Origin of the sequence: Cryobacterium sp. TMT3-29-2 (genome assembly GCF_004564305.1) — a bacterium.
GTDB classification, from domain to species: domain Bacteria; phylum Actinomycetota; class Actinomycetes; order Actinomycetales; family Microbacteriaceae; genus Cryobacterium; species Cryobacterium sinapicolor.
Genome location: NZ_SOGK01000008.1, coordinates 36,103 through 61,665, shown reverse-complemented (window position 1 = coordinate 61,665; position 25,563 = coordinate 36,103). Strand labels below are relative to the sequence as shown.

Genomic DNA, 25,563 nt, shown 5'->3' with positions numbered 1-25,563 from the left:
GTCGAACCGCCGCACCTGGCCGGCCGCGGCCTGCGCCACGCGCAGCCGCTCTGCCTGGTCGCGCGCCTCGGGCTCACGGGCCGCCGCCAGCGTCGCCGCGGCGAGGTCCCGGTCGACCTCGTCCAGCCGGTCCGGCAGCTCACGCAGGAGCGTCCGGGTCTGGTCGATGGCTGCCGCGTGCAGCGCGACCTCCTCCTGCAGCGTCACGATGTCGGCCTCAATGCCGGGCAGCAGTCGTTCGGCGTCGAGCACGTCGTTCAACGACCCCAGCTGGCCCAGGAGGTCCTCGGTGACGGCGTTGAGGCTCTCGGTCGTTTCCACCAGGTTCGGGTCGTCCTGGTACTCGCGCCAGGCATCTCGCGCGTGCACCTCGCCGGCCAGGGCCTGCCGGAGCACTTTCTCTGCCTCGACCCGCGTGCGGAGCGCCGGCCAGACGCGGGACGCCCGGTTCGCGCCGAGAACGGCCGCTCGGTCGAGGGCGACCTTCTCCCGCCGGGCATCGAGAACGGCCAGTGCCGAGTAGGCGTCGTTGCGGCGGCCCTGCCGGCTGCGCAGGTCTTCCTGGTCCTGCACGGTGATGGTGGCCAGGGTCAGCGCGGACGTGGCCCGTTCGGCTCCCTCCGCAGCATCGGTCAGCAGCCCCTCCAGCTGCGCCAGGGCGGCGGCGAACCAGGACCGGTCGCGAGTGCCGGGCGCGTCGGCCGACGCGTTGCCTGGCGGTTCGTCGCGCTGCAATTGCCGGGACGCGGTGTCCGCCAGGCCGGCCAGGTGGCGGCGCACGGATTCCAACTCATCGTCGAGCGACTTGCGCCGGTTGATCAGCGCGAGTTCGAGCTGCTCGAACCGGGCCGTGCCGAAGAGCGTGCGCAGCACCCCTCGCCGGTCGTCGGTCTTGGCCAGCAGAAAGCGCTGAAACCGGTTCTGGGCCAGCAGGACCACCTGCAGGAATTGGTCCTGCTTGAGCGGCAGGATGCGGCTGAGCTCGTGCCCGACGTCGACCGGACGGGTCGCCACGCTGCGCCACCCGCCCGAGGCGCCCGGTTCGTCGTGCGGGTCACGGACCGCCTGGTCACGGATGTCGAGGCGCGCGTCGGGCGGGGACATGGTCGTCCCCGAGCCGCGCTTCTTCTTCTTCTCGTACTTGGGTGTGCGGTAGATGCGGTAGTCGTTCTCGTCGAGAGCGAATTCCAGCTCCACGAAGGTGGGATCTCCCGGTTCGCAGTGGTCACTGCGCAGCGGGGACTCCGTTCCCTCGTAGCGCGGCACGCTGCCGTAGAGGGCGAAGCAGACGGCGTCGAGGATGCTGGACTTGCCCGCACCGGTCTTGCCGGTGATCAGGAAGATTCCGTCGGCGTCGAAACGCTCGAAGTCGATCACCTGCTCGTTCTTATAGGGGCCGAATCCGGCGATCCGCAGGCGTTTGATCTTCATCGGCTGATCTCCTTCAGGTCACCCTCGGTCAGAAGCTCCGCCACCAGGTCTCGCTCGAACTCGGTCTGGCCGACCCCGTTGCGCACAAACTCGAGGAATCCGGCGACAATCTCGCGGTCGGTCTGGCGGTTGATGCGGTCTCCGTAGCTGGCGGCATCCGGGTCGGCGACGATCTCGGGGCGATGCTCCAGCGTGACGCAGTGCGGGAATCGTCTCTGCAGCCGCCGGATGCCGTCGAGAGGCCGCATCTGATCGGTCAGGACCGCCGACACCCAGTCGGGCTCGAACTCCGCGTAGGCGTCATCGGTCAGGAGCTGCTCGATCTCTCCGGTGAGCACGCTGAGCCGGCGCGGAACCGGAAGGTCGATCCATTCGATCTCGGCGGCGGGGCCGGCCTGGAGCTCGACCAGCCAGCAGCCCCGCGGCTTGCCGGCCTCCGAGAAGGAATAGTGCAGGGGTGCGCCCGAGTAGCGCACCCGGTCCGTGAGCCGGGCCCGGCCGTGGATATGGCCGAGGGCGACGTAGTCCGGTCCAGTGAAATCCGCTCCAGTGAACTCCGCTCCAGTGAACTCCGCTCCAGTGAACTCCGCTCCGGTGAACACCGATACGGGCACCAGGTCGAGGCCCCCCGCGGTGATGTCCCGCACGGCATCGGTCGCCGCGGCGGCGGGCACTCCCGCCGCGAAGCAGTGGCTGAGCACCACCGATCGCCCGCCGCGGGCGGCCAGGTCGTCGCGGATGCGCTGCATCACGAAGGTGAGCACCTGCTCGTGCGTCTTCAGCGGTTCGCCCGAAGGCCCCGTGAAAGATCCAAGGTGACGCACCAGCGCCGGCTCCAGATAGGGGATGCCGTAGAAGTGAACGGGCCCGTGCCGGTCGGGCACGGTGACCGGCTCGAGCACCTGCTCCGGCCGGGTCAGCACGTGGACGCCCGCGAGGGCTGCCCACTCCGACTGGAAACCCAGGCGGGTGGCCGAGTCGTGGTTGCCGCTGGTCATCACCACCGTCGCCCCGGCCTGGCGGATCTCCCGCAGCACCGACGCGAGCAGCGTGTAGCTCTCCGCCGACGGCATTGCCGAGTCGAAGATGTCGCCGGCGACCGCCACCACGTCGATCTGACGCTGCCGCACCACTTCCACCAGCGCATCGAGAACCTTCCGCAGGTGACCCAGGGTCGGATGCGTGTGGAAGGTGCGCCCGATGTGCCAGTCAGACGTGTGCAGGATCTTCATGCTGAACACGCTATCGCCGACCGCCGACACCGAACCGCACCCGGCACGGCGTTCTGTGTTTGTCTTTGTTTTGCTTGACAAACAAAGACAAACACAGGTAGCATTTTCGTATTCTACAAATTCGTGGTTTCGGCCACTCAGCGTCGAGGAGGTCGCCATGTTCGCCGAGGAACGCCAGGCCCTGATCGTCGATCTGGTCAGCAGCTCGAACCGGGTCACGGTCAGCGATCTCGCCTCCCGGTTCGACGTCACCCCCGAAACGGTGCGCCGCGACCTCGACAGTCTCGAGGGTTCCCGTCAGCTGCGCCGGGTGCACGGCGGCGCTGTTGCCTTCGACCGGCAGAGCATGTCCGAGCTCAGCCTCGAAGAGCGCCAGACGCAGCACCACGACGAGAAGCAGCGCATCGCGGCCGCCGCCCTCGCCATGATTCCCGCGAGCCAGACCGGGTCCGTCCTGCTGGATGCCGGCACCACCACCGAACTGCTCGCCGACCTCCTGCTCGACTGGACCCCGGCTGCCCCCGGTGACGAGCTCCTGGTCATCACCAACGCGGTGCCGATCGCCACCAAGCTCGCCGGCAACGACGCCGTCTCGTTGTACATCCTCGGCGGACGTGTGCGTGGCCTCACCCGCGCCGTCGTGGGTCCCAGCACCATCAGCCAGCTCGATGCACTGCGGCCCGACATCGCGTTCGTCGGAGCCAACGGCGTTCACGCCGAGTTCGGTTTCAGCACTCCGGATGCCGTCGAATCCGCCGTGAAGACAGCCATCGTCCGTTCGGCCCGTCGGGTTGTGGCACTGGCCGATTCCTCCAAGCTCGACAAGGAAACCCTGATCCGCTTCGCGGCCCTGGGCGACATCGACGTGCTGATCACGGACGCCCTCCCATCAAATGAACTTGCCGCAGCCCTGGCCGCGGCCGACGTTGAGGTTGTGATCGCGTGATCATTACGCTTACCCCGAATCCGAGCCTGGACCGCACCATCGAGCTGGGCGCCCCATTGGCCCGCGGCGAAGTGCAGCGCGCCGGGTCGTCCCGCGAAGAGCCGGGCGGCAAGGGCGTGAACATCGTCCGGGCCCTCGAAGCCTCGGACGTCCTGAGCCTCGCCATCCTCCCCGGCGACGAGCAAGACCCCGTCCTGGTGGCCCTCCGGGCCGCGGGGGTGCCCCACCTCGGCATGCCGATCGGCGCCGCGATCCGCAGCAACATCGCGCTGACCGAGGCCGACGGCACCACCACCAAGGTGAACGTGCCCGGCCCGGTGCTGAGCGCCGCCCAGCAGACCCAGCTGATCGAACTCGTGCTGCAGAAGGCGGAGGGTGCCAGCTGGCTCGTTCTGGCCGGCTCGCTGCCGCCCGGCGTCCCCGTCGACTTCTACGCCGACATCACCCGGGAGCTTCGCAGCCGGTTCGGCGCGAACGCCCCCCGGGTGGCCGTCGACTCGTCCGGCGCGCCCCTCGCCGCAGCCGTCACTGCCGGGCCGGACCTGATCAAGCCCAACGCGGAAGAGCTGGCCGAGCTCACCGGCATCCCCGACCCGGACAGCCTCGAGGGTCATCCGGTGCTCGTGGCCCGCGCCGCCGAGCGGCTCGTCGCCGCCGGCGTCGGTGCCGTGCTGGCCACCCTCGGTTCCAAGGGCGCCGTGCTGGTGACCAAAGACGGCGCCTGGCTTGCCCAGACGCCACCGATCGTCGCCCGCAGCACCGTCGGAGCCGGCGATTCCTCCCTGGCCGGCTACCTGCTCAGCAGCATCGCCGGCGGCTCCGCCCCGGACTCCCTGCGCCAGGCCGCAGCCCACGGGGCTGCAGCCGCTTCCCTGCCCGGATCAACCGTTCCGGCACTGCGTCAAACGAGACCGGGCGACGTCACCCTGACGTTGCTCAACACCCATCCAAAGGAGGATGTCCAGTGAGTTCACTGATCACCCCGGAGCTTGTCGCTCTGGATATGAACCTCGGAGCCGCACCCTCGAGCGTGATCCGGCATCTTGCCGAGCTCGTCGTCGGAGCCGGCCGCGCCACCGAGATCGAGAGCCTCTACGCGGATGCCCTCGCCCGCGAGGCGAAGACGGCCACCGGCATCCCCGGTGGCCTAGCCATCCCGCATTGCCGTTCGGCAGCCGTGACGGAGCCGACGCTGGCGTTGGCCCGACTGACCTCCCCGGTCGATTTCGGCGCCGCAGATGGTCCTGCGGACCTCGTCTTCCTGATCGCCGCCCCCGAGGGCGCGGACCAGGAACACCTTAAGATCCTGGCCAAGCTGGCCCGCTCGCTGATGAAGGCACCTTTCACCGCGGCGCTGCGCGCCGCGAAGACCCAGGCCGAAATCGTCGAACTGGTCACCAGCGTCGTCTCCCCGGTGCCCGAGGCCGCGGGCGGCGTCGCCGGCGCCCACGTCGGCAGCACGCCGTCCGCAACATCCGTGGGCACCAAGCGCATCGTCGCCGTGACCGCCTGCCCGACCGGCATCGCGCACACCTACATGGCTGCCGAATCCCTCGCCGCCGCGGCCAAGGCCGCCGGCGTCGACCTGCAGGTCGAGACCCAGGGCTCGGCCGGCCTGACGATGCTCGACCCGGCCGTCATCGCCGCGGCCGACGCCGTCATCTTCGCCGTCGACGTCGACGTTCGCGGTCGCGAGCGCTTCGCCGGCAAGCCCGTCATCCAGGTGCCCGTCAAGCGCGGCATCGACGAACCGGCCAAGCTCATCCAGGATGCGCTGGCTGCGGCCCAGAACCCCAACGCCCGCCGCGTCGGCGGAACCGTCGGTGCGGCCGAAGCAGCGGAGACCAGCGAGCACTTCGGCCAGAAGGTCAGGCGCGCCCTGCTCACGGGCGTCAGCTACATGATCCCGTTCGTCGCCGGTGGAGGTCTGCTGATCGCCCTCGGTTTCCTCCTCGGAGGCTACGAGATCACCGAGGTCGCCGACACGGTCACCCTGCAGAACAGCCCGTTCAACCTGCCGGAAGGTGGCATGCTCACCTACCTGGGAGCCGTCTTCTTCAAGATCGGTGCCCTGTCGATGGGCTTCCTGGTTCCGGCCCTGGCCGGTTACATCGCCTACGCGATCGCCGACCGCCCCGGAATCGCCCCCGGTTTCGTCGCCGGTGCCGTCGCCGGGTTCATGGGTGCCGGCTTCCTCGGCGGCATCGCCGGTGGTCTTCTGGCCGGCCTGGCAGCCGCCAGCTTCGCGAAGCTCGACGTTCCGCGCTGGCTCCGCAGCCTGATGCCCGTCGTCATCATCCCCCTGGTCGCGTCGATCGTCGCCTCGGGCCTGATGTTCCTGGTTCTCGGCGGCCCCATCGCGCTGCTGACCACCGCCCTGAACGAGTGGCTCTCCGGCATGACCGGCGCCTCCGCCATCCTGCTCGGCCTGATCCTGGGCCTCATGATGGGCTTCGACCTCGGTGGACCGGTCAACAAGGTTGCCTACGCCTTCGCCGTCGCGGGCCTCGGCACGGCCACCCTCGCCAACCAGGCTCCGTGGGAGATCATGGCCGCGGTCATGGCCGCCGGCATGGTTCCGCCGCTCGCCATGGCTTTGGCCACGGTGCTCGACCGCCGCCTGTTCACGGTCGCCGAGCGCGAGAACGGCAAGGCCGCCTGGCTGCTGGGTGCGTCGTTCATCTCCGAAGGCGCCATCCCGTTCGCTGCCGCGGACGTGTTCCGGGTGATCCCGGCCTCTATGGTCGGCGCCGGCGTCACGGGTGCTCTCTCGATGGCCTGGGGTGTCACGTCCAAGGCCCCGCACGGCGGAATGTTCGTCTTCTTCGCCATCGACAGCTTCCTTCTCTTCGCCCTGGCGATCGCGATCGGTACCGTCATCTCGGCACTCCTGGTGATCACGCTGAAGCGTTACGCTCGGAAGACACCGTTGGTCGTCGCGGACGCAACAGCGCCCGCCCTGGTCAACGCTTAACCGCACGTCGGCCGCCCCGAGAGATTCGGGGCGGCCGACGCGTAGCATCGATAGCGCAGTATTTCTGCTGCGCAAGAATAGAGGTTGTCCCGTGCAGAATTTCACTGGTGTAGGCGTGAGCCCCGGCCGGATCATCGGATCCGTTCGCCAGATGCCCAAACCAATCAGCGAACCCCCGGCCGGTGAACGCCTTACAGCGGCGACAACGCCCGAAGCCGCGACGGCGGAGCTACGGACAGCCTCCAAGGTGGTGCAGACCGAGCTTCAGCGCCGGGCCGAAGCGGCCACCGGCGCCAGCAAATCGGTTCTGGAGGCCACCGCATTGATGGCCACCGACCCGATGCTGATAAAGGCCGCAGTTAAATTAATCGTCACCGGAACATCCGCCGAACGCGCGATCTGGGAGTCCGGCGCATCCGTCGCCGAGATGCTGCACAACCTCGGCGGTTACATGGCGGAGCGGGCCACGGATGTCCTCGACGTTCGGGCCCGGATCGTCGCCGAGCTGCGCGGCGTCACCGCCCCCGGCATCCCCCAGTCCGATGAGCCCTTCGTTCTCGTGGCCGAGGACCTCGCCCCGGCCGACACCGCCACCCTCGACCCGAACAAGGTCCTCGCCCTGGTCACCAGCGGCGGCGGACCGCAGTCGCACACCGCGATCATCGCCCGCGCCCTCGGCCTGCCGGCCGTCGTCGCCGCCGTCGGCGTCGACGCCCTCACCGACGGCACCGAGGTCTACGTGGACGGCGCCGCCGGCACCCTCCAGGTTGACCCCGGCGACGAACAGCGCACCGCCGTCACGGCGTGGGAGCACGTCGCGGCCAGCCTGTCCGTGTTCGACGGCACCGGCACCACCGCCGACGGCCACCTCGTTCCGCTGCTGGCCAACGTGGGCGGGGCCGCCGACGCGGTCAAGGCCGCGGCAGCCGGCGCCGAGGGCGTCGGACTGCTCCGCACCGAGTTCTGCTTCCTCGAGCGCGACACCGAGCCCACCATCGACGAGCAGGTCGTGGCCTACCGCGGCGTGTTCGACGCGTTCCCCGGCAAGAAGGTCGTCGTGCGCACGCTCGACGCCGGCGCCGACAAGCCACTGCCGTTCCTCACCGACAGCACCGAGCCCAACCCGTCGCTCGGCGTTCGCGGTTACCGCACTGACCTGACCAGCCCCGGCGTGCTCAAGCGCCAGCTCACGGCCATCGCGACCGCCGCGGCGGCCTCCACCGCCGTGGTCTGGGTGATGGCACCGATGATCGCCACGGTCGACGAGGCCGCCGACTTCGCCGCCATGTGCCGCGTCGCCGGGCTGAAGACCCCCGGCGTCATGGTGGAGGTTCCCTCCGCGGCGCTCCGCTCGGCGAGCATCCTGACCGAAGCCGAATTCGTCAGCCTCGGCACGAACGACCTGACCCAGTACACGATGGCCGCCGACCGTCAGCTCGGCACTCTCGCCGCGCTGAACTCCCCGTGGCAGCCGGCCGTGCTGCAGCTGATCCAGCTCACCGTCGCCGGGTCCATCGCCGAGGGTCACAACAAGCCCGTCGGTGTCTGCGGTGAAGCCGCTGCCGACCCGGTTCTCGCGGTAGTTCTCGTCGGGTTGGGCGTCAACACCCTGTCCATGACGGCCCGGTCAATGTCCGCCGTGGGTGCCGTGCTGAAGTCCGTGACGCTCGAGCGGGCTCGTGAACTCGCCCAGATCGCCGTTTCGGCACGCAATTCGGACGAAGCGCGTACCCGCGTGCGCGCCGAATTGCCCATACTTGAAGAGCTGGGACTCTAGCCGCTTCGGATTGACGTCGCATCGCATCATCACCGGCGAGCCACCCCGTCGCCGGGCACTAATTAGGAGGAACCATGTCCGAACGTAAAGCCACCATCGCGAGCCGTGTCGGCCTGCACGCCCGCCCCGCGTCCATCTTCGCCGCGGCCGTCGGCGAGCTGCCCCTCGAGGTCACCATCTCCCTCGAGACCGACCCGGCCGAAGACGCAATGGATGCCTCGAGCATCCTGTCGCTGATGAGCCTGGGCGCCGCCAACGGCGACGTCGTTGTGCTGCGTGCCGAGGGCGACGGAGCCGACGCTGCTCTCGACTCCCTCGTCAAGATCCTCGAAACGGACCTCGACGCCGAGTAGCGACACCGACCGAAGGCACCCTCAGTCCGCGTGGAACACACCGGAGTGGGGGTGCCTTTTCGCGTACTCAGGCTCCCGTCGTGCGCTCGGGTGCGACGGGCGTGACCAGGGTGATGAACGCGCTCAGCTGGGCCAGGGTCTCCACCCGGGGCGGCAGCGTCTCGGTCAGGGCCGGCGAGTACACCAGCCAGGCCGCCCACTGGGCGCGGGAGACGGCCACGTTGAGCCGGTTCGCCAGGAGCAGGAACTCGAGGCCGCGCGGAACGTCCTCCGCCGCGGAGGCGGCCATCGAGATCACGGCGACCGCCGCCTCCCTGCCCTGGAACTTGTCCACCGTGCCCACGGGCACGTCGCCCAGGCCGGCCTGGGCGAGGCGGCGGCGCAGCAACTCGACCTGCGCATTGTAGGGTGCCACCACGATCACGTCGTCCTGGGCCAGCGGAGCGCTCCGGCCATCGGATGTCCAGGGTCGGCCGAGCAGATCGGTCACCAGTGCGAGAACGGCTTCGGCCTCCTCCACCGACGAGGTGGAGTTGAATCGGTGCGGCACCGGCACCGGGTGCCGCCCCGGTTCCACGCCCTCAAGGTGGCGGTCGGAGGGGTGCGAGTGCAGCCGACCCTCGTAGGACAGTGCCGACACCGGGGCGCACACGCTCGGATGCATGCGCCAGCTGGTCTTCAGGAAGTAGCCGAATTCCGGCGGGAGCACCTGGTGTCCGTCGCTGAGCCAGCCGAGCGCCGAGCCGTCGACCGGTTCGGGGTGCGTGCCCTGGCTGACCTGGGGCAGCTGTTGCGGGTCGCCGAGCAGCAGCAGGCGTTCGGCCGCGACGGCAGCTGCGATGGTGCTGGCGAGGGAGAACTGGCCGGCCTCGTCGATCACGAGCAGGTCGAGGGAGCCCCGCGGCACCCGGTCGGCGTTGCTGAAGTCCCAGGCGGTGCCGCCGAGCACCCAGCCGCCGGACTGGCCGGTGAACCGCGCGAAGGTCTTGGTATCGAGCAGAGTCCACGGCACCGGCTTCTTCTCGTCGCCCTTCTTCGCCTTCTTGCCGACCTGCGCGGGCTCCAGACCGGCGTCGACGCCCGCGGCCAGCACGGCCCGGAGCATGTTCTCGACCGCCGCATGCGATTGCGCGACCACGCCGATGCGCCAGCCGTGCCGCACCACGAGGTCGGCGATCACCCTCGAGCCGACGAAGGTCTTGCCGGTTCCGGGCGGGCCCTGCACCGCGAGGTAGGACCGGTCGAGCACGAGCAGGGTGTCCCGGATGGCGCTGCGCACATCGCCGTCGCCGGGCTGCGGCAGGGGCTGCGCCGGCCCGCTCGCGCCGAGCAGCCGAGGCGGGACCAGCCCGCTTGCCGCGAGCAGCCGGGGCGGGCGTCGGCGCAGCAGGTCGAAGGCCGCGTCCGGCAGCGGTTCCGGCCATCGGGAGAGCACGGCACGACCCCATTCCGAGATCGCGCCCACCTGAGTGCCGGCAGGCGGCGGAGTGCCGGGGGTGAGGGCGATCGGCAGTTCCCGGTGGGTGGGCGCATCGCGTTCGAGCACCTCCTCGACCAAATAGACCGACTCGTCGATCACATCGATGATGGTCGCCTTGTTGTGCGCGGTGCGCGCGCCGGGGGCGTCGCTGCGGCTGATCGGCGGGTAGGGACGGTCGTAGAGCAGGAACGGCTGCTGCCCGACCTTGAGCGAACTGCCCGGCGCGAGTGCCCCGGCCAGGCGCAGCACCCGGCGGTCGAGCGCCTGGCGGCCCTCCCGGTGCCAGCCCAGGTGCACGGTCGCTCTCTCGACGACGAACACGTCCCGGGTGTCCGCCCACTCGTCGACGGGCGCGCCCAGGCGGCTGTAGTGGTCCCACCAGAACGATTTCTGCTCCCGCCGGTGGTAGTCGATCGCCGCTGAGGCGAGGGCGAGTGCGGTCTGGTCGGCGGTGCGCTCGGCCGGGGGAACGTCGGCGAGCAGCGCGCACAGTTCGAGGTAGACCGGGTCCGGTTCCCGCACCGGTAATGCCACGCCGACCAGGGTCGCCGGTGACGAGGCGCCGCTCGGCTGCTCGGCCGCGCGCGCCAGCAGCCAGTCCCGCAGACGCAGGGTGGAGCGGCAGTCGTACGCGTTGTACCGGGCGATGTCATGCAGAATCTGCTCTGCGGCATCCGTCAGCCCGGCGGCCAGCAGGGCGCGCGAGCGCACGTATTCGGTGATCGAGTCGGCGGCGTTGGCCACGCCCTCACGTTCCGTAAGGCCCATGTAGAGCGGTTCGAGCTTCTTCAGCGAGTAGCTGCGGCTGCCGATCCGCAGCCCCTGGCGCACGATCGGGTAGAGGTCCACGAGCACGTTCTGGCGCAGCAGGTCGTCGATCACCTCCTCGCCGACCCCGTGCCGGGCGGCAAGGCCGAGCAGGTGGGTGCGCTCATAGGGGGCGTAGTGGTAGATGTGGAGCCCCGGATGCCGCGAACGGCGCTCCCGAACGTACTCCAGGAAGTCGATCAAAGCCTGGCGTTCCCCGGCGTGGTCGTGCGCCCAGAAGGTGCGGAAGGTATCGTCCGGTTCGACCAGCCCGAACAGGTAGTCGAGCCCCCACTGTCCGTTGCCACTGCCACCCTCCTGGCCGCCACTCTCCTGATACAGCGGATCGCCCTCGAAGTCGAAGAAGATGTCGCCGGCGTCGGCCACGGGCAGCGACGCGAGGACGGCCGGGTCGATGATCTCCCAGTTCAGGGGTCGGCCGGGGCCCCGCGGTGCGATCTGCAGCCGGGCCTGCCCCTGCAGGGTGCCCAGCGTGGCGTCGGACAGGCCGGGTACGGTCTCGTGCCGCGCTGCGAGGTCGTCGATAGAGCGCACGCCCGCGGCGCGCAGCCGGGCGCGCTGGCTGAGCCGCAGGTTCGCCACCAGGAGCACGTCTCGGTGCCGCTGCACCTGCTCCTCGCACAGGTCGCAGCGGCCGCAGGCGGCGTAGCGGGGGTCACCCCACGGGGTGGCCTCGGGGTCAGCCAGACGCTCGTCGACCAGCCGTTCGAGCCGGGCCCGCCGGGCGCGGTAGACCGGCAGGATGTCCTGCAGCCGGTGCGAGCTCGTGCGGCCGTCGCCCAGCAGGAGGTGCACGTTCGGACCGGTGGGGATGCCCATCCGCTGCAACTGGTCGCTGTACGCCGCCAGCTGCAGCAGCGCCGTGATCTTCGCCGAGCGCGCCAGCTTCGTGTCATAGACCTCGTAGGTTGGGCCCTCATAGTTCGCGGCCTCGTAGGTCGCGGCCTGGTCCTGCTGCTGGCTCTGGTCGTCCTCCGCGGTGCGGATGATGAAGTCCGCGTAGCCCAGGAACCTCCCGTCGAAGAAGGCGGCCTGGAACACCACCTCGGCGCCCGCACGCAGGGCCGTCTCGCTCTGCGCAGTGGCGGTCTCCAGGTCTCCAAGGGCACCACGTTCGATCTCGACGACGGTGCGGGTCGCGCGCAGGTGTTCGAGCATCCGCAGCTCGTGGACGTCACCCAGCTCGGCGGTTCGCCGGAGCATGGCGTCTTCGGTCGCCGGGGCGGCGTCGATGCGCCCCAGTTTCGCGTCGAGCCGGCGAAGGAATGCCCACTCGCAGGCGGCCGCGGCGCTGAGGTCACTCGCTGAGTAGACAACGGTGGCAGAGTCTGTCAGGAACACGTGGATCTCCTCTTTCCGAAAACGCCGAACCGAGGACGGAAGCGCTGGTCACGGATGTTTCGAGGCTATCCGAGACCACCGACGCAAACCCGGGGAAGCGGACTCTTCCCCCGGCCGCCGCACTCAACTAGGGTTGCCCTACACGCGGCGGACGAGGCACCACTCGGCTTCTGCGACGCGGTTCGATGCTGATCCGATTCTGGCCGATCATCCGGCCCGATGTGCGACGACCGAGTGCCGTTTCCCTGCAACCAAGCGAGAAGGAACACACCGTGACTGACAGCCAGAACCCCGTACCCACTGCCAACGCCACCGGCCCCGACGCCCACAACATCAAGGACTGGACCGACCTCGGCAAGGAGATGTGGTCCTACCTGACCGGCAAAAGCGCCGTCATCAACTACAGCTTCATCGACATGACCGTGGAGGTGCCTCGCGACATCGGCCCCGACGCCCCCCGTGCCACCTGGAAGCTGAACGGCACCCTGCGGGTCACCACGAGCGAGGGTTCCGGCACCGAACCGCTCACCAAGTAGTCATGAGCCCCACCACCCGCCTGGACATCGACCTGGAGTTCTCCCTCGCGGAGCCGGGCACACCGGGCGACACCACGGAGGCGACCGGCGCCGAGCAGATGGGCGGAACAATCACGGCCAGCGGCCTCGACGTCGAGATCTTCTCCAGCAAGCCCGAGATGTTCGTGCGCACCAGCACGATGAAGCTGAAGCAGCTCCGCGGCCTGGCCGGTGCCCTGGCCGAACGCGGCCTAACCGTCTCCGTGTCCGGCCCCGACGGCCTGATCATCCGGCTGGGAGCCGTCAAGGCACCCGTCATTCAGCGCCTGCTGACCGGTTCGTCGCACATTACGCTCGGCAGCCGGGCCGCGCTGGTTCCGCTCCTGCGGCGGCGCAGTACCGCACCGAAGGCGGGCCTGACCCTGCCGTTGCCGCCGGGCACCCTGTTGCCGTTGGTGCCGACCTTCGACCGGCGCATCCGTCGCCGGGTGACCACGACGCACTACACACCGGGGGCAGGCCGGCCCCGGCTGGTTTTCGTGATCGGCTCGGAGAACTGGAACGGTCAGATGCCGCGCGAGTTCGATCTGCTGCCGACGATCACCACCATCGGTTCGGCCCCGGATGCCGACCTGCAGCTGGCCGGTCTGCAACCGTTCCATGCCGAAATCCGCCACGACGACAACGACGAGTACATTCTGTATCCGCTCGGCGAGGTCTCCGGCGGAGCCAAGCGGAACTACCGCCAGGGAGACGGCGACGGGCAGATCCTGCGTACCGGAGCCCGGATCGAAATGGGTCCGTGGCGGATGGCCTTCTTCCGCGAGGAGTACGCCGATCACGGTCGCCCCTACGGCGGTCGGGTGGGCGGGGAACTCTCCGTGCAGAAACCGCAACCGAGTCGCCGCGCGGCCCGGGAGGCGCGCGAGGCCAACGCGGCCGGGGCGGGCGGCACGAGCGGGGGCACCGCGCCGACGACCGCGCAGTCGGGGCCGGTGGACGACTCCGAGATCTAGGGATCCCAACCTGGGCGGCGCCACTCGCGGCGCACCCCGTGGAAGCCGGCACTCGGTAAAACGTGTGCCGGCTTCTTTCACGTGCGCCGCATCCGTTGTCGAACGAATTCGACGGAGATTCTGCGAAGAAAGCGGGTTTGCGGGCTGTTTGGGGTGGTTATGGGCAAAATCTCCGTCGAATTCGTTCGGGCAGCAGTGGCAGCAGAGTGCAAGGCAAGGCAAGGCCGGGCGAGGCAGGGCAAGGCAGGGCAGGGCAGGGCGAGGCAGGGCAAGGCGAGGCAGCGCGAGCGTCGCTGCAGTTCCGGCGGATGATGTGGCTAACTCAGGAGATTCGTCCGACCGGGCCGAACATTCGCCCCGACTCGGCACTGGTCCGCGGGGGCGTTCAACCCGGGCGACGGATGTCCTGAATTAGCCACACGCGCAGGCTCGGCCGGGCCTGACCCACGGAAGACTGCGGCGGTGCCGACTCGCGCCGCTAGACGGGCTCCCCCGAGGCCTGTGCCGCCGGGATGCGCTCGCCGGGGGCGGCATCCTCGGGGCGGGGCTCCGCGTGCGGTGCGGTGCCGGACAGGCGCAGCGTGGCCAGGAAGCCGAGCACGAGGAACCCGGCTGCGGCGTACGCCGAGTAGCGGGTACCGTCGCTGAAAGCCTCGCGGGCGGCATCCGCCAGCTCGGGGCTCTGTTCCTCGAGCGACGGGATCACCGAACCCGCGCTGTCGACGACCGCGTCCACGATCTGACTCTGGGTCTCGGCGGGCAGCCCCGGAATCTCGGCCAGTTTCGCGTCGAGCGACGCCCCCACCGAGGTGAACAGCACGGTGCCGAGCACCGCGATGCCGAGCGCCGAGCCGATCTGCCGGGCGGTGCTGGAGGTGCCGGAGCCCTGACCGCTCTGCGCCACCGGCACATCCTTGAGCACGACGCCGGTGAGCTGGGCGGTCGCGAGGCCCACGCCGATGCCGTAGACGAACAGGAACGGCACCACGACGAGCCAGCTGGACTGTGCCGTGACGACCAGGCCGAGGCCTGCGACGCCGATGATCTCGGCGAGGATCCCGAACCGCACGATGGTCTCGGGCGAGATCTTGTTGCCGAACGCACCCGACACCCCGCTCGCCACGAAGGAGCCGAGGGCCAGGGCGAGCAGCACGAACCCGGTCTGCAGTGCGTCGTAGCCGAGCACGTTCTGCAGCCAGAGCGGCAGCGACAGGATAATGCCGAACTCCCCGAGGGAGACGATCAGGGCGGCGATGTTGCCGTTGCGGAACGAAGGGATCGTGAAGAGGGAGAAGGCGAGCAGGGTGGTCTTGCCGGCCCGCTGGCGGTAGAGCCCCCAGTAGATGAAGGCCACGCCGGAGACGGCGGTGACCAGGAACACGAACGGGATGATCGAGATGTCGTGCGGCCAGGTCCAGCCCCCCACCGTGGGCGGGTTGTTGGTGAACCACCAGCCGTAGGTGCGCCCCTCGATCAGCCCGAAGACCAGCGACGCACTGGTGATCACGGAGAGCACCGCGCCGACGACGTCGATGCGGCGCGGCTCGCCGGCATCCTTCGATTCGAGCACGAAGACCAACACACCGACGACGATGATGATGCCCAGGGGCACGTTGATGCCGAACGCCCAGCGCCAGGAGAAGTAGGTGGTGAGCCAGCCGCCGAGCAGCGGTCCGACCGCCACCATGCCGCCGATGGTCGAGCCCCAGATCGCGAACGCGATTCCACGGTCCCGGCCGCGGAACGTGGCGTTGATGATCGAGAGCGTGGTGGGCAGCACCATCGCTCCACCGACGCCCTGGACCAGCCGCGCCAGAATCAAAAGCTCCCCCGTCTGCGCGAGCGCGGCGAACACGGAGGACGCGGCGAACACGATCACGCCGAGAATCAGGATGCGCCTCCGGCCGAACCGGTCGGCGAGCGTGCCGAACACCAGCAGCAGGGCGGCGAAGACCAGGGTGTAGCTTTCCTGCACCCACTGCACCTGGGTGGAGGTGATCGCCAGGTCGTCGACGATCGAGGGGATGGCCACGTTGATGATCGTGGAATCGACGATGATCAGGGCGACAGCAACGCTGATGAAGACGAGCCCGGCCCAGCGACGCCGTGCCGAGGTCGGTGTAGCCGTGACACCGGAGACACCGGGGGTGTGCGGCAGGCTCATGCGGTGAACACTCGGGAGGTGTCCGATGTGGCCGTGCGCGCGCGCACGGTGATGGTGACTATCAGGATGGCGGCCACGGCGACGATCGCCGCGATCGCCGCGGGGGTGGAGAGCAGGTTGCCGGTCAGCCGGGCCACGGCCACCCAGGCCAGCCCCCAGCACAGGGACGCGGCGGGGGCCAGGCGGCCATGGCCGTAGACCCCGAGGAACACGCCGACCAGCCCGGCGACGGCGATGATCAGAACCGCCCACAGGTCGGCGCCGAGGCCGAAGCCCTCGAACCCGGATGCGACGAGCACGGCGGTGACGTTGGCGGCGGTGGCGATGGCGACCCAGCCGAGGTACAGGCCCACGGTGCCGTCGGCGACGACCGTCTCGACCAGGTTCCTGGGCCGGGAGCGGAGCGTGACCTGGAACGCCCGGATCAGCACGACCAGCAGCAGCACGATCACCGGCACGCTGAGCCAGAGCAGGTCGAACTGGATGCTCAGGATCCAGGCGGCGTTCAGGATGAGCGACGCGGCGACCGGGTAGCCCAGGGCGCGCTGACGGTCATCCGTTTTCTGCGCCGGCAGGAACTGCCAGATGGCGTAGGCGATGAGTCCGAGATAGATCACGGTCCAGATGCCGAAGGCCGGCCCGTCGGGGGCGATCGGGGTGGCGTCGGCCGCGAGCGCACCGCCCGACGCGTTCTGCACCGGGGTTCCGCCGGCGGCGCCCGATCCGAGGAATGATCCGACGATGGCCAGGATCGCGCTCACCAGCACCACCGTTTGGCGAAGAATATCGCTGCTCTTTTTCATCTAAGCATCCTAGCGATCAGCTCGCTGATCAGCCGACGGCAACACTGCCGCCGAACGCCGGCAGCCGGTACCGCGGTGCGCGGTTCAGCCGCCGTACGCCACCGAGCAGGTCTGCTGGCCGGCCGTCTGGCCGCGCAGCCCCTCGATCACCTCGGGGCCGGGATCCGGCGTGCTCGGGGGAACGGGCGTCGGTGTCGCTGTCGCTGTGGCGGGTAGCGTCGCCTCGGCGACCGGGGCTCCCTCGAGGGCGGTGCCGGGCGTCGGCTCGACGCTGTCTCCGAGTGACCCGGGCGCGAGAGCGAAGGACTCGCCGGCCCTGATCTTCGTGAAGAGTCGCCCGGCCAGCACCGGATCCGGCACGAGCTTGGCGAGGTCGGCCGGGTTCGGCAGCGCCGGGTACTGCACGAAGAGCAGCCGGTCGAGGTCGATCTCCCTGAGCACGAGGGCCATGCTCACCATCGTCGGAATTCCCGCGAGAGATTCGGACAGCCGGAGGTTCGTGGCCGCCGTGGTGGCCAGCCCGGAGAGTTTTGGCAGGTCGGTGAGCGTGGAGTCGCTGGCGAGCACCCGTACCAGCGAGGACAGGTAGGCCTGCTGGGAGGAGATGCGGGCCAGGTCGCTGCCGTCGCCGACGCCGTGGCGGCTGCGCAGGTAGGACAGCGCGGTCTGACCGGAGACCACGCTGACTCCGGCCGGGAGGTCCAGCCCGGTGTAGGGGTCATCGATGGCCTCGGTGAGGCAGATCGGCACGCCGCCGACCGCGTCGGCCATCGCGACGGTCCCCTCGAAGGAGATCACCCCGGCATACGGAATCGGAAGCCCGGTGAGGCGCTGCACCGTGTCGACCACGCAGCCGAGGCCACCTCGACCGAATGACCCGTTGATCGGCAGGGCCGAGGCGGCGGCGGACACGGTGCCGGTGTCGGCATCCGTGCAGGCCGGCTGCGGGATGACGAGGTCACGTGGGAAGCTGACGACCACGGCGCTCTCGTGGTCGTCAGCCACGTGCAGCAGGATGTTCACGTCGTTGAGGGTGGATTCGCGCCAGCCAAAGGCCGCGCTCTGATTGCCGGCGTTGTCGACGCCGACCATCAGGATGGTGAAGCCGCCGTCGAACTCCGGCACTCCGGCCGGCGCCGCCCGCACCTGCTCCCCGTCCGTGCGGCCGTTGGAGATGTCGACGGCGTTGCCGGTCACCCGCTGGGACACCTGATTGACGAACACGGTGGCCAGCGCCGTCGCGCTGACCAGCAGAACCGCCAGTGAGATCAGCGTGAACCTCGCGACCGGCAGCCCCACGCTGCGCCAGCGCGAGCGCCGCCGGTGCTGGGCCGTTCCGGATGTGTGCCGGGCGGACACCTGTGCGCCCGGTTGCCGATCCGGTTCCATCCTGACCTCCTCCGCCCCCTGGAGTGTGCGAAACTGCCGCATGCGCATCAACGGAGTGCACCACATCGCCATTATCGCCAGCGACTACGAACTGTCCAAGGCCTTCTACCTCGACGTTCTCGGCTGCACGCTCGAGGCGGAATATTTCCGGGCCGAGCGCCGGTCCTGGATGGGCAAACTCACCCTGAACGGCCATTACCTGATCGAACTGTTCTCCTTTCCCGACACCCCGCCACGGAAGAGCGGCCCGGAGGCGCTGGGGCTGCGCCACCTCGCGTTCGAGGTCGACGACGTGCCCGCCGCGCGCGAGGAGCTGATCGGCAAGCACGTCAAGGTCGAGGAACTGCGGGTGGACCCGAACACCCGCAAAGCGATGTTCTTCTTCCGCGACCCCGACGGGCTTCCGCTGGAGATCTACGAACGCTGAGAGTGCGCGCGCCTGCTACTGCTCCGTGACCAGGTGGAAGACCACCCCGTCGTCCTGCACGGAGACGCGCAGGCGGTCCAGGCCGGAGACGACCAGGTCGGCCTCCAGGTCGGCGGCCAGATGGGTGCCGACGACCCCGATCGTGGCGCAGCCGGCGGCGCGGGCGGCTGCGAGGCCGGCCGGGGCATCCTCGACCACGACGCAGCGGGCCGGGTCGACGCCGAGACGCTCGGCCGCCAGCAGGAACGGCTCGGGGAACGGCTTGCCGCGACTGGTGTCGTCGATCGTGACGACCGTCAACGGCACGGGGAAGCCGGCGGCGTTCAGGCGCACCAGGCAGAGGTGCCGGGCGCAGGACGTGACGATCGCCCGGCGGGTCTCGGGGATGCTGTCCATGAGTTCGGCCGCGCCGGCCAGGATCCGGACGCCATCCGTGTCGGCCAGTTCGAACTCGGTGAGCCGGGTGACGGATGTCTCGACCAGCTCCTCGGCCACCAGGGTCGCGATCATCTGACGTGCCGGCACCCCGTGCTCGGGGCCGGTGAACGACGGGCCGAGGCCGACCTCGGCACCCCAGCGCAGCCAGGACCGGAGGACGGCGTGGGTGGAGTCGACCAGGGTGCCATCCATGTCGAAGAGCACCGCCTGGAAGACCTGTCCCTGCAGGGCCTCGGTCAAAGTGGTCTCGAGCGGGGTGGTTCCGGGCTGTGTCATGGTGGTTCCGTTCGTCTCTGGGCTGGTCACTCAAGTCTGCGCCCTCGCGGAACTACGCTGGGACTCATGACCACTCCTCCCCGCGCGGCACGGAAACCACAGCAGCGCAGCTTCCACAACGACGTGTTCACCGACGACTACGAGTGGCTGCGCGACAAGGACAGCCCTGAGGTGATCGCCCACCTCGAAGCCGAGAACACGTTCACGGATGCCCGCACCGCGCACCTGTCCCTCCTGCAGGAGCAGGTGTTCGAGGAGATCAAGGGCCGCACCCAGGAGACCGACCTCAGCGTTCCGGTGCGCCAGGGGCGGTGGTGGTACTACACCCGCACGGTCGAGGGGCAGTCCTATGGCATCCACTGCCGTGCGCCGATCTCCGCAGCCGGCGACTGGACCCCGCCCGTGCTGCCGGAGCAGACCCCCGGGCAGACCGGCGGGTCCGCGGGGCTCGCCGGTCTCCCGGGCGAGCAGATCGTGCTCGACGACAACGCCGAGGCGGCGGGCCACGAGTTCTACTCGCTCGGCAGCACCGATGTGAGCGTCGACGAGAGCCGGCTGCTCTATGCCGTCGACACCGAGGGCGACGAGCGCTACACCCTGCGCGTACGCACCATCGCGACCGGTGAGAACCTCGCGGACGAGATCCCGAACACCGGCGAGGGTGCCCTGTTCGACCCGAGCGGCCGCTACGTCTTCTACACGACCGTGGACGACGCCTGGCGGCCCGACACCGTGTGGCGCCACGAGGTGGGCACCGCGGCCGCCGCCGACGTGTCGGTCTTCCACGAGCCCGACGAGCGTTTCTGGGTGGGCATCGGCCTCACCCGCAGCCGCCGGTTCCTTCTGATCGAGGCCGGTTCGAGTGTGACCACCGAGACCCGCCTGCTCGACGCCGCCGACCCGACCGGCGAGTTCACGCTGGTCTGGCCGCGGCAGGACGGCGTCGAGTACGACGTGGAGCACGCGGTGCTCGGCGGCGAGGACCGCCTGCTGATCGTGCACAACGACCACGCGGTCAACTTCGAGCTGGTCAGCGTCGCCGCCGCCGACCCGCAGGGCGCGAAGCGGACACTGCTGCCACACGATCCGGCCGTACGCCTGGAGAGCGTCGACGCGTTCCGCGACTTCGTGGTGGCCGAATACCGGCGGGACGGACTCACCCGCGTGGCCGTGAGTGCCGAGGCGGCCGATGAGGCGCTCGATTTCGTCGAGCTCGCCTTCGAGGAACCGCTGTACTCCGTCGGCACGTCGGCCAATCCCGAGTGGGAGACGCCGACCATCCGTCTCGGCTACACCAGCTTCGTCACCCCGTCGACGGTCTACGAGCACGTGGTCGCCACCGGCGAGCGCCGCCTGCTCAAGCAGCAGCCCGTGCTCGGCCGCTACGACCCGAGCCTGTTCGAGCAGCGCCGCGAGTGGGCCACCGCGGCCGACGGCACGCGCATCCCGATCTCCCTGGTCTACCGGCGCGACCTGGTCACCCCGGGAGACCCTGCCCCGACCCTGCTGTACGGCTACGGCTCCTACGAGATCAGCATCGACCCGTCATTCAGCATCGCCCGGCTCAGCCTGCTCGACCGCGGCATGATCTTCGCGATCGCCCACGTGCGCGGCGGCGGCGAGCTGGGCCGGCTCTGGTACGAGAACGGTAAGAAGCTGCACAAGCGCAACAGCTTCACGGACTTCATCGACTGCGCCCGGCACCTGATCGACCAGGGCTACAGCACCCCCGACCGGCTCGTCGCCGAGGGTCGAAGCGCGGGCGGACTACTGATGGGGGCCGTGGCGAACCTGGCGCCCGAGCTGTTCGCGGGCATCCTCGCCGGGGTGCCGTTCGTCGACGCGCTGACGTCGATCCTGGACCCGTCGTTACCGCTGACCGTGATCGAGTGGGACGAGTGGGGCGACCCGCTGCACGATGCCGAGGTGTACGCCTATATGCGGGGCTACTCCCCCGTTGAGAACGTGCGCGACACGCACTACCCGCGGATGCTCGCCGTGACCAGTCTCAACGACACCCGGGTGCTCTACGTCGAACCGGCCAAATGGGTGGCCCGGCTGCGCGAAGTGGGAGCGGATGTTCTGCTGAAGACCGAGATGTCGGCAGGCCATGGCGGGGTGTCCGGCCGGTACAGCCGCTGGCGCGAGACGGCCTTCGACTTCGCCTGGATCATCGATGCGGCGCGGGCGCATCCGTCGGGCGAAACCGCGGTCACCGCCGCGTAGCCGAGTGTCACCGCTCGCCCAAACGAATTCGACGGAGATTCTGCCCAAACCGCCCCTAAACGGGCCGAAACAGCCCTATTCGCTCAGAATCTCCGTCGAATTGGTTCTAGACCGGACGCGGTGCCCGACCGGCGCCGCCCCCATGAGAGCATGGAGCCATGTCTGACGCCGGGTCTCCCCCGGCGCGGGCGGACTGGAAACGGGTCGCGGGATCGGCGCCCGGCGGGCCGGCCGGGAACACCGGACCGGGTGGCAGCACCGGACCGGGTGGCGACACCGGGCCGGCCGGGAACAGCGGGCCGGGGGGCGACTCCGAACCCCCCGTACCGATGGGGCTCCAGTTCGAGCTGCGCGAGCTGACTCCCCGCACGAGCGACCGCTGGCGGGGCGCGACGGCCCGTCCGGTCACGAGCGTGCGCCCCGGGCAGGGCGAGATCCGCCTGGGGGTGCGCCCGGTCAGCCGGAGCGCCCGCGGCAACCTGGTGCACACGCCCGGTTCCTGGAATCAGCTGGCCTTCCACCGCAACCGCCTGAACCTGAACGTCGAGCACCACCGCTGGCTGAGCGAAGTCCTCGCCCTGCACCGGGCCGTGCGGGGCGTCTACACCAGCCAGGAAACCGATTGGCTCTACCTTGACGATTTCGCCAGCCCCCTGCTCTGGTCCCTCTTCGACGAGGCCGAGACCCTGGGGCTGCGTCTGGTGGGTAGCAAGAAGGGTTCCACGGTCACCGTGGGCCGTGGGGCCCAGGTCAGCCTCGACGCCGGCACGGATGCCGCGGGTCTGCTCCTGACCACCCGCCTCCTGATCGACGGCACCCCGCATCCGCCCGAGCAGGCCGGGGCGATCGGCAGCCACGGGGTTTACGGCTACGCCCTCGGACCGCGCCCGGTGTTCACCCTGGCCCCGGCCGCCGACGGCCCGCTCAGCGCCGAGCAGCGCCGGCTGCTCGGCGCGCCCGGCACGGTTCTCGTGCCCGCCGCAGAGACCGCCGAGTTCCTGACCGACTTCTATCCGGCCCTGCGCCGCACCCTGCCGGTGACGAGCACGGATGGCTCCGTGCACTTCCCCCAGGCCGACCTGCCTCGGCTCGTGCTCACCGCCCGGTTCCGGCCGAAGCAGGCGCTGGAGCTGCACTGGCACTGGGAGTACCGCGAGGGTGCCCTGGTGAGGCAGCTGCCCCTGCTCCCGTTTCCGTTCCCGGCGCCGACCGGATTCCGGGACGAGCCGGCCGAGCGGGTCATCCAGGAGCGGGTCACGCGTCTGGTCGAGGAGGCCGGCCACACCGGCATGGGTCCGGCCCCGGCTGCCGTCACCCTGCACGGCGTCGACGCGGCCGAGGTCACCGAGCGGGTGCTTCCGCGACTGGAGGGGCTGACCGGCCTGCGCGTGGACATCCGCGGCACCCGGCCCGACTACCGCGAGCTGACCGAGACGCCCGAGCTCACCATCACCACGGTCGAAACGGACCAGCGGGACTGGTTCGACCTGGGCGTGCTCGTCACAATCGGTGGCCGGAGCGTGCCGTTCGGCCCGCTGTTCAAGGCCCTCGCGAAGGGGCAGACGAAGCTGCTGCTGGTCGACAACAGCTATCTCTCGCTGCGGCAGCCGGCGTTCGAGCGCCTGCACGAGCTGATCACCGAGGCCCGCGCCCTGCAGGAATGGGACACCGGCCTGCGCATCAGCCGCTACCAGGCCGCCCTCTGGAGCGACTTCGAGGACCTCGCCGACGACACCGAGCAAGCGGTGGCGTGGCGGGCGGCCGTGTCCGGACTGATCGCGCTGGCCGAGGATGCCGATCTTGCCCGGCCGACCCCGCTACCGGCCTCCGTGCACGCCACCCTGCGCCCCTACCAGGAGCAGGGCTTCACCTGGCTGGCCTTCCTCTGGCAGCAGCGGCTGGGTGGCATCCTCGCCGACGACATGGGCCTCGGCAAGACCCTGCAGACGCTGGCACTGCTGGCGCACGCCACCACGCAGCCGACCGAGCCCACCGAGCAGCCCGAGCCCACCGAGCAGCCCGAGCCCACCGGGCAGCCCGACCGGCGGCCGTTCCTGGTCGTGGCCCCGACATCCGTCGTTGCCACCTGGCGATCCGAGGCCGCCCGCTTCACACCCGGGCTCGATGTGCGGGTGGTCACGGCCACCGAGGCGGCCGGCGGCATCCCGCTGACGGATGCCGCGGCCGGCGCCGACGTCGTCGTCACCTCCTACACGCTGTTCCGTCTCGACTTCGAGGCCTACCAGGCGCACGGCTGGGCCGGCTTGATCCTGGACGAGGCGCAGTTCGTGAAGAACCGCGCCACCCGGGTGCACCAGTGCGCCCGCGACCTGACGACGCCGTTCAAGCTGGCGATCACGGGCACGCCGATGGAGAACAGCCTGCTCGAGTTGCACGCCCTGTTCGCGATCGTGGCGCCGGGACTGTTCCCGTCCCTCCGGCGTTTCACGGAGGAGTACGTGCGCCCGGCCGCGCGCGACGACACCCCCGAGGTGCTCCCCCGGCTGCGGCGGCGCATCCGCCCGTTGTTGCTGCGTCGCACCAAGGAGGTCGTCGCCCCCGAGCTGCCGCCCAAGCAGGAGCAGGTGCTCGCGATCGAGCTGAACCCCCGGCACCGCGCGCTCTACGACACGTTCCTGCAGCGCGAACGGCAGAAGCTGTTCGGGCTGATCGACGACCTCGACACGAACCGGTTCATCGTGTTCCGCTCGCTGACCCTGCTGCGGCTGCTCAGCCTGGACCCGTCGCTGGTCGACGAGAAGTACGCCGGGGTGCCGTCCAGCAAACTCGACGCCCTCTTCGGACAGCTCGGTGACGTCGTCGCCGAGGGCCACCGTGCCCTCGTCTTCAGCCAGTTCACGTCGTTCCTGAAGAAGGCGGCCGCGCGGCTGGACAAACTCGGCATCCCCTATAGTTACCTCGACGGGTCGACCCTGCGCCGGTCCGAGGTGATCGACCGGTTCAGGACGGGCGCCGAACCGGTGTTCCTGATCAGCCTGAAGGCCGGGGGGTTCGGCCTCACCCTCACCGAGGCCGACTACGTCTTCCTGCTCGACCCGTGGTGGAACCCGGCCACCGAGACGCAGGCGATCGACCGCACCCACCGCATCGGCCAGACGAAGAACGTGATGGTCTACCGCCTGGTCGCCACCGGCACCATCGAGGAGAAGGTGATGGCCCTGCAGAGGCAGAAGGCCGTGCTGTTCGACCGGGTGCTGGGCGCAGCCGAAGCGGACGCGCCCGGGTTCAGCGACACTCTCACGGCCGAGGACATCCGCAGCCTGCTGGAGCGTTAGGCGGACAGCTCCCGGGCGATCTCCGCCGCCCACTCGTCGATCGCGGGCCAGTCGCGGAAGTCGCCTTCGGGCAGCAGTTCGAGGCCGCTTGGGATGCGCCGCACCAGCTTGTCCCGGCGGCCGAGCACGGAGGCGTCGAGCGCACCGAAGAACACCTGCATTCCGCGCGGCTGGAGCGATTGGCCGAACTCCTCGAACTGCTTTGGCTCGCTCTCCTTCCGCAGATCCCGGCCCAGGGCGTCCTTCCCCGCGGTGCCCAACGGCCCACTGCTGAACAGCCACACCGGATGCGCCCTGATCACGTCCTCGTGGCGCCGGACGAAATGGGTCGCCTCCTTACGCCACGATCCCATGTAGGCGGAACTGCCGATCACGAAGGCGTCGTACTCGTCGACCTGGTCAACGGATGCGACCGGTCGGGCCACGGCATCCTGACCGGCCTCCCGCAGTTTGCGGGCGATGCGCTCCGCGATTCCCTCGGTGGCGCCGTACTTGCTCGAAAACCCCACCAGTGTCGTCATGATTGCCTCCAACTCGTCGGTCCTGCAGATCAATCGTATGGCGGTGCGAGGGTCACCCCAGAACAGATCTTCACCCCCATTTGCGCGGAAGGGTTGATTCACCTGCCCCCGCCGCTGCTAATCTGACTAT

Annotated in this window: 18 protein-coding genes; 10 read left to right on the top strand and 8 right to left on the bottom strand. The window is 69.6% G+C overall.

Annotation, left to right across the window (positions count from 1 at the left end):
- Together E3O67_RS00645 and E3O67_RS00640 are read right to left on the bottom strand one after the other, a co-directional pair.
- Positions 1–1,431: AAA family ATPase (locus E3O67_RS00645; protein ID WP_135101408.1), on the bottom strand; the 1,431-nt coding region annotated here is incomplete at its 3' end.
- Positions 1,428–2,663 carry an exonuclease SbcCD subunit D gene (locus tag E3O67_RS00640; RefSeq protein WP_135101406.1) on the bottom strand — a complete coding sequence of 412 codons (1,236 nt, stop codon included), beginning with the start codon at positions 2,661–2,663 and terminating at the stop codon, positions 1,428–1,430. The genes E3O67_RS00645 and E3O67_RS00640, both read right to left, overlap by 4 nt.
- A 157-nt stretch (positions 2,664–2,820) precedes the next feature.
- On the opposite strand from E3O67_RS00640, the gene E3O67_RS00635 reads away from it, so the two are divergent.
- The 5 genes from E3O67_RS00635 to E3O67_RS00615 all read left to right on the top strand — a co-directional run bounded on the left by E3O67_RS00635 (position 2,821) and on the right by E3O67_RS00615 (position 8,713).
- The gene (locus E3O67_RS00635; RefSeq protein WP_134427696.1) at positions 2,821–3,609 is read left to right on the top strand and encodes a DeoR/GlpR family DNA-binding transcription regulator; all 789 of its coding nucleotides are present in this window, start codon (positions 2,821–2,823) and stop codon (positions 3,607–3,609) included.
- Positions 3,606–4,577 (top strand): 1-phosphofructokinase family hexose kinase, encoded by a 972-nt coding sequence (locus tag E3O67_RS00630; protein WP_135101404.1) that lies wholly within the window; start codon positions 3,606–3,608, stop codon positions 4,575–4,577. Before E3O67_RS00635 ends, E3O67_RS00630 begins: the two co-directional genes overlap by 4 nt.
- Complete coding sequence (locus tag E3O67_RS00625) at positions 4,574–6,583, top strand: fructose-specific PTS transporter subunit EIIC (protein WP_135101402.1); 2,010 nt, start codon at positions 4,574–4,576, stop codon at positions 6,581–6,583. The genes E3O67_RS00630 and E3O67_RS00625 overlap by 4 nt, the downstream gene beginning before the upstream one ends.
- A 91-nt stretch (positions 6,584–6,674) precedes the next feature.
- Positions 6,675–8,360, top strand: a complete 1,686-nt coding sequence (ptsP, locus tag E3O67_RS00620; RefSeq protein ID WP_134427702.1) for a phosphoenolpyruvate--protein phosphotransferase — start codon at positions 6,675–6,677, stop codon at positions 8,358–8,360.
- A gap of 74 nt (positions 8,361–8,434) precedes the next feature.
- On the top strand, positions 8,435–8,713 hold the full coding sequence (locus E3O67_RS00615; RefSeq protein ID WP_134427704.1) for an HPr family phosphocarrier protein: 279 nt from the start codon (positions 8,435–8,437) through the stop codon (positions 8,711–8,713).
- A 67-nt stretch (positions 8,714–8,780) separates the two neighbouring features.
- Here E3O67_RS00615 and E3O67_RS00610 read toward each other — a convergent pair whose 3' ends face one another.
- A complete protein-coding gene (locus E3O67_RS00610; protein WP_135101400.1) occupies positions 8,781–12,362 on the bottom strand; it encodes a TM0106 family RecB-like putative nuclease in 3,582 nt (1,193 codons plus the stop codon).
- Positions 12,363–12,634: 272 nt separating this feature from the next.
- On the opposite strand from E3O67_RS00610, the gene E3O67_RS00605 reads away from it, so the two are divergent.
- Both E3O67_RS00605 and E3O67_RS00600 read left to right on the top strand, forming a co-directional pair.
- Positions 12,635–12,898: a hypothetical protein gene (locus E3O67_RS00605; protein WP_174776774.1), complete on the top strand. Its 264-nt coding sequence runs from the start codon at positions 12,635–12,637 to the stop codon at positions 12,896–12,898.
- A gap of 2 nt (positions 12,899–12,900) precedes the next feature.
- Positions 12,901–13,893, top strand: coding sequence for an FHA domain-containing protein (locus E3O67_RS00600; RefSeq protein WP_174776773.1), 993 nt, complete (start codon positions 12,901–12,903; stop codon positions 13,891–13,893).
- Positions 13,894–14,371: 478 nt separating this feature from the next.
- Here the strand turns inward: E3O67_RS00600 and E3O67_RS00595 are convergent, their stop codons facing one another.
- The 3 genes from E3O67_RS00595 to E3O67_RS00585 all read right to left on the bottom strand — a co-directional run bounded on the left by E3O67_RS00595 (position 14,372) and on the right by E3O67_RS00585 (position 18,249).
- Positions 14,372–16,057, bottom strand: coding sequence for an MFS transporter (locus E3O67_RS00595; RefSeq protein WP_134427708.1), 1,686 nt, complete (start codon positions 16,055–16,057; stop codon positions 14,372–14,374).
- On the bottom strand, positions 16,054–16,860 hold the full coding sequence (locus E3O67_RS00590; RefSeq protein ID WP_135101398.1) for a tryptophan-rich sensory protein: 807 nt from the start codon (positions 16,858–16,860) through the stop codon (positions 16,054–16,056). Before E3O67_RS00590 ends, E3O67_RS00595 begins: the two co-directional genes overlap by 4 nt.
- Positions 16,861–16,944: 84 nt before the next feature.
- Positions 16,945–18,249 carry an LCP family protein gene (locus tag E3O67_RS00585; RefSeq protein ID WP_167726394.1) on the bottom strand — a complete coding sequence of 435 codons (1,305 nt, stop codon included), beginning with the start codon at positions 18,247–18,249 and terminating at the stop codon, positions 16,945–16,947.
- 40 nt (positions 18,250–18,289) lie between these two features.
- On the opposite strand from E3O67_RS00585, the gene E3O67_RS00580 reads away from it, so the two are divergent.
- Positions 18,290–18,676 (top strand): VOC family protein, encoded by a 387-nt coding sequence (locus E3O67_RS00580; protein WP_134427714.1) that lies wholly within the window; start codon positions 18,290–18,292, stop codon positions 18,674–18,676.
- Between the two features lie 15 nt (positions 18,677–18,691).
- On the opposite strand, the gene E3O67_RS00575 is transcribed toward E3O67_RS00580, so the two are convergent.
- The gene (locus tag E3O67_RS00575; protein ID WP_134427716.1) at positions 18,692–19,390 is read right to left on the bottom strand and encodes an HAD-IA family hydrolase; all 699 of its coding nucleotides are present in this window, start codon (positions 19,388–19,390) and stop codon (positions 18,692–18,694) included.
- 66 nt (positions 19,391–19,456) lie between these two features.
- On the opposite strand from E3O67_RS00575, the gene E3O67_RS00570 reads away from it, so the two are divergent.
- Together E3O67_RS00570 and E3O67_RS00560 are read left to right on the top strand one after the other, a co-directional pair.
- Positions 19,457–21,616, top strand: coding sequence for a S9 family peptidase (locus tag E3O67_RS00570; RefSeq protein WP_134427718.1), 2,160 nt, complete (start codon positions 19,457–19,459; stop codon positions 21,614–21,616).
- A 158-nt stretch (positions 21,617–21,774) separates the two neighbouring features.
- Positions 21,775–24,912 (top strand): DEAD/DEAH box helicase, encoded by a 3,138-nt coding sequence (locus tag E3O67_RS00560; RefSeq protein ID WP_167726392.1) that lies wholly within the window; start codon positions 21,775–21,777, stop codon positions 24,910–24,912.
- On the opposite strand, the gene E3O67_RS00555 is transcribed toward E3O67_RS00560, so the two are convergent.
- On the bottom strand, positions 24,909–25,433 hold the full coding sequence (locus E3O67_RS00555; protein ID WP_134427722.1) for a flavodoxin domain-containing protein: 525 nt from the start codon (positions 25,431–25,433) through the stop codon (positions 24,909–24,911). The genes E3O67_RS00560 and E3O67_RS00555 overlap by 4 nt on opposite strands.
- Positions 25,434–25,563 lie beyond the last annotated feature (130 nt).

Excerpts from the sequence above, each read along its gene's own strand:
- E3O67_RS00640 (WP_135101406.1), bottom strand. The coding sequence starts at position 2,663 with ATGAAGATCCTGCACACGTCTGACTGGCACATCGGGCGCACCTTCCAC.
- E3O67_RS00635 (WP_134427696.1), top strand. The coding sequence starts at position 2,821 with ATGTTCGCCGAGGAACGCCAGGCCCTGATCGTCGATCTGGTCAGCAGC.
- E3O67_RS00615 (WP_134427704.1), top strand. The coding sequence starts at position 8,435 with ATGTCCGAACGTAAAGCCACCATCGCGAGCCGTGTCGGCCTGCACGCC.
- E3O67_RS00600 (WP_174776773.1), top strand. The coding sequence starts at position 12,901 with ATGAGCCCCACCACCCGCCTGGACATCGACCTGGAGTTCTCCCTCGCG.
- E3O67_RS00595 (WP_134427708.1), bottom strand. The coding sequence starts at position 16,057 with ATGAGCCTGCCGCACACCCCCGGTGTCTCCGGTGTCACGGCTACACCG.
- E3O67_RS00590 (WP_135101398.1), bottom strand. The coding sequence starts at position 16,860 with ATGAAAAAGAGCAGCGATATTCTTCGCCAAACGGTGGTGCTGGTGAGC.
- E3O67_RS00585 (WP_167726394.1), bottom strand. The coding sequence starts at position 18,249 with ATGGAACCGGATCGGCAACCGGGCGCACAGGTGTCCGCCCGGCACACA.
- E3O67_RS00580 (WP_134427714.1), top strand. The coding sequence starts at position 18,290 with ATGCGCATCAACGGAGTGCACCACATCGCCATTATCGCCAGCGACTAC.
- E3O67_RS00575 (WP_134427716.1), bottom strand. The coding sequence starts at position 19,390 with ATGACACAGCCCGGAACCACCCCGCTCGAGACCACTTTGACCGAGGCC.
- E3O67_RS00570 (WP_134427718.1), top strand. The coding sequence starts at position 19,457 with ATGACCACTCCTCCCCGCGCGGCACGGAAACCACAGCAGCGCAGCTTC.
- E3O67_RS00560 (WP_167726392.1), top strand. The coding sequence starts at position 21,775 with ATGTCTGACGCCGGGTCTCCCCCGGCGCGGGCGGACTGGAAACGGGTC.
- E3O67_RS00555 (WP_134427722.1), bottom strand. The coding sequence starts at position 25,433 with ATGACGACACTGGTGGGGTTTTCGAGCAAGTACGGCGCCACCGAGGGA.